This is a genomic window from Oscillibacter sp. (assembly GCF_032060045.1).
Lineage (GTDB): Bacteria > Bacillota > Clostridia > Oscillospirales > Oscillospiraceae > Oscillibacter.
This window is the reverse complement of sequence record NZ_DAMBZJ010000011.1, coordinates 9,831-12,437: the sequence shown is the minus strand read 5'-3', so window position 1 is coordinate 12,437 and position 2,607 is coordinate 9,831. Positions and strand designations below refer to the sequence as shown.

Below are 2,607 nucleotides of genomic sequence, written 5' to 3'. Positions count from 1 at the left end.
GGGGCCTTTTGTATTACCAGAACTTTTTAGGCAGGCATTTTATCGGTTACCCTTCCGTATACGGAGCCATGGTCAAGCGGATAAAATAGCCCTTGTCATGGTCGCAGGCGGGGCATTTTTCCGGGGCGGCCTTCCCGGTGAAGACATAGCCGCAGTTCAGGCACATCCAACCGCACTCCACATCGGCCACGAACAAACGCTCCCGTTCCAGCAGGTCCGCCAGCAGTTCAAACCGGTCGGCGTGGGTTTTCTCAATGGCGGCGATGCGGGAGAAGCTATCGGCAATGTGAGAAAAGCCCTCTTTTTTCGCAATTTCGGCAAATGCAGGATAGGCGTCTCCAAATTCCTCCAGCTCGTTGTGCTGCGCCATTCGCAAAAGCGCCGCCATGTCTTGCGCCGCGTCCACGGGATAGCCGCCATCAATATGCACCGTCTCGCCCGAAAGCACGCCCAGATGCTTGTAGAAGACCTCTGCGTGCTCCTTCTCTTGATTCGCGGTAAACACAAACGCCGCTTCAATGACGTGTAACCCCTGCTTCTTGGCCTGCGACGCCGCAAACGTATAGCGGTTACGGGCCTGACTTTCTCCCGCGAAGGCCCGCATCAGACTAATTTTTGTTTCGCTGCTTTTCAAATCCATAAAATAGGCCACCCCCTTTGTGCCAGCTTGCGCAATGGGGGCGGTTTTATGCGGATTTCAGAAAAACAGACCAGCCGGTACGAAAATATTCTCCTTCGGAACCCGCTTCCAGTCAAATTCCTTCAGCAGGCTTTTCAGAGTTCGGGGCTTTGCGGAGGGATTCAGTCCCGCAAGATACCCAAGCTTTCCAATCAGCTCCTCCGGCGTGTTTCGGGAAAGCAGCAAGCTGATAGGCCCAAAGCCGGTCCGATCAGCGGAGCAGAAAGTCTCCGCTGTCCCGGGCGAGATTTTCCGCGTACAGGCCAAGATGCCCGTCTTCAAACTCGATTTCCCGGTCCGGCACTCGCAGACGATCGGCGGGAGGACGCGTTTTGGCCCGATCGGCCGCCTGATTGGGCGTTAAGTCCCGGCAGGTACCGGGATAAATTGTCTGCCCGTCCTCCCGGTGAGGGGCGGACGCCACGTGGAGCTGGGCACGGGTGCAAAAGTATGGATACACCAGCCCTTTTTCTCGCAGCATCTCCAGCGCAGTAGTATAGCGCGCTCCCCTCTGGCTCTGATTTCCCAAATGCATCCGCCCGCTGGGAGAGGGAGCAAATCGGCCCCGCTCAGCTCCGTTCGTCATACGAGCCTGCGCAGGTCCGCCGTAAGCCTGCCTCGTTCCATTCGGACCACGGCATAGGTGGGCCGTCCCCAATAGCCAATGCTGCCGGGATTTAACAAGAGCGTCTCCCCCGCCCATTCCTGCGTGGGAACATGCGTATGCCCAAAACACAGCAAATCCGCCTTGTGTTCTTGGGCCGCGTAGCTCACGTCCAATAGGCCCTCCTTCACCCGGTAGGTGTGCCCGTGGCAAAGAAAAATCCGCTTACCCTCCAGCTCCAAAAGCTTCACGGGCGGTTCCTCCGGGCGGAAGTCGCAGTTTCCGGGGACCTGTTCCAGCGGAATCTCGGGAAACATATCCCGGAGGTGCTCCGCATCCCGCCAGCCGTCCCCCAGATGGAAGATGTGTTGCGGCTTCTCCCGTTCCAGAGCGGTCACCATATGCTCCACGTTGCCATGGGAATCGGAGAATACCAGTATTTTCATAAAGTTCCGTCCTTCGGTTTTGATGCCGACAGTATACTCCCTGCGGGGCAATTTGGCAACCAAATTTGCATTTCTTACGGGCAAACGCCGGCTTTGTCTCTTCGTGCCATGCGGCGGGCGCGGACCTTGATCGCATCTTGCACGAAGCGGCAAAACATGATAGAATTTTGTGGAACGGAGGCGAGAAATTTTTGTATCGTTATATTTTCTTTGATTTGGACGGAACGCTGACGGATTCCAAGGAGGGCATCCTGAATTCGCTACGTTACGCGTTTGAAAAGCTGGGTAAAATCGCGCCCAGTGAGGACATACTGATTAAGTTTATCGGCCCGCCTTTGCAGGAAACTTACATGGAACTGTGCGGCTTTACCGAGGAGCAGGCGCTTGCCGCTGTGGTGGCATTTCGCGAGCGTTATGAGCCCATCGGAAAATTTGAAAACGTGGCGACTCCGGGAATGCCGGAACTATGCGGGCGTTTGAAGGAAGCAGGATATGTGTTGGCGCTGTCTTCTTCTAAACCGGAAAAGCTGTGTGTGGATCTGCGCGCGGTTTGGCTATACGCCGTCTCTCAGCGTCATCGCGGGCGGCCTGCTCCACGGGGACTATACAAAGGCCGACGTAATCCGGGACACATTTCGCCGTCTGAATCTGAGCGAGGCAGACCGGCCCCATATCCTGATGGTGGGTGATCGGAAATACGACGTGCTGGGCGCGAAGGCGTGCGGCGTGGATTGCGTGGGTGTAGAATTTTTTGGTTATGCCGCCCCCGGAGAACTGGAGGAGGCCGGAGCCTTGGCGGTGGTGCACTCCGCGGCGGAACTGGAACAGTTTATTTTGGCGCATTGACCGGGCCTATGCCCTTTACATTTCATTGGCCC

General features: G+C 56.5%; 5 protein-coding genes and 1 pseudogene. 2 read left to right on the top strand and 4 right to left on the bottom strand.

The genetic code is table 11. The features are described from left to right. Positions 1–46: 46 nt before the first annotated feature. From rbr to RT018_RS06145, 4 genes are read right to left on the bottom strand one after another with little or no spacing between them, the layout of a single operon-like run. Positions 47–640, bottom strand: coding sequence for a rubrerythrin (rbr, locus tag RT018_RS06160; protein ID WP_312940200.1), 594 nt, complete (start codon positions 638–640; stop codon positions 47–49). 57 nt (positions 641–697) lie between these two features. Further along, positions 698–865: a hypothetical protein gene (locus RT018_RS06155; protein WP_312940198.1), complete on the bottom strand. Its 168-nt coding sequence runs from the start codon at positions 863–865 to the stop codon at positions 698–700. A 25-nt stretch (positions 866–890) separates the two neighbouring features. Then, entirely contained in the window at positions 891–1,265 is a 375-nt protein-coding gene (locus tag RT018_RS06150) for a hypothetical protein (RefSeq protein ID WP_312940196.1), read from the bottom strand. Beyond that, positions 1,262–1,729: a metallophosphoesterase gene (locus RT018_RS06145; RefSeq protein ID WP_312940194.1), complete on the bottom strand. Its 468-nt coding sequence runs from the start codon at positions 1,727–1,729 to the stop codon at positions 1,262–1,264. Before RT018_RS06145 ends, RT018_RS06150 begins: the two co-directional genes overlap by 4 nt. Positions 1,730–1,794: 65 nt before the next feature. On the opposite strand from RT018_RS06145, the pseudogene RT018_RS06140 reads away from it, so the two are divergent. Both RT018_RS06140 and RT018_RS06135 read left to right on the top strand, forming a co-directional pair. After that, positions 1,795–2,196: pseudogene (locus RT018_RS06140) on the top strand (HAD hydrolase-like protein); the annotation flags it as partial. Between the two features lie 25 nt (positions 2,197–2,221). Then, positions 2,222–2,575, top strand: coding sequence for an HAD hydrolase-like protein (locus tag RT018_RS06135; RefSeq protein ID WP_312940192.1), 354 nt, complete (start codon positions 2,222–2,224; stop codon positions 2,573–2,575). The last annotated feature ends 32 nt before the right edge of the window (positions 2,576–2,607 follow it).